At 47.7% G+C, this 367-nt stretch carries 2 tRNA genes; both read right to left on the reverse strand.

The features are described 5' to 3' along the window. Window positions 1-162: 162 nt before the first annotated feature. Window positions 163-238 (reverse strand) — tRNA-Ala (locus IB273_RS31300). A gap of 28 nt (window positions 239-266) precedes the next feature. Beyond that, window positions 267-343: transfer RNA gene (locus tag IB273_RS31305), tRNA-Ile, on the reverse strand. Between the last annotated feature and the right edge of the window lie 24 nt (window positions 344-367).

A 367-nucleotide genomic window follows, 5' to 3' on the forward strand; every position in this document is an offset into this window, starting at 1 on the left:
GAACTCGCAAATTTTACCTTGACTTGAATAATCACCAGTGAAAGAGATTATTCAGTCTACTTCTATCACATACCCAAATTTTTAAAGAACAGTTCTGGCACAAAGACCAGACATCAATGTTCGTTCAACCTGAACATTCATGTCTGAGCTTTCGACGATTAATGGTGGAGCCAAGGAGGATCGAACTCCTGACCTCCTGCGTGCAAAGCAGGCGCTCTCCCAGCTGAGCTATGGCCCCATTCGGATCAGCAGCACACCACAACAATTGGTGGGTCTGGGCAGATTCGAACTGCCGACCTCACCCTTATCAGGGGTGCGCTCTAACCAACTGAGCTACAGACCCAATCGTCTAACCAGTGAATCAAGC

This window comes from Pseudomonas sp. PDM19 (genome assembly GCF_014852215.1).
GTDB lineage: Bacteria > Pseudomonadota > Gammaproteobacteria > Pseudomonadales > Pseudomonadaceae > Pseudomonas.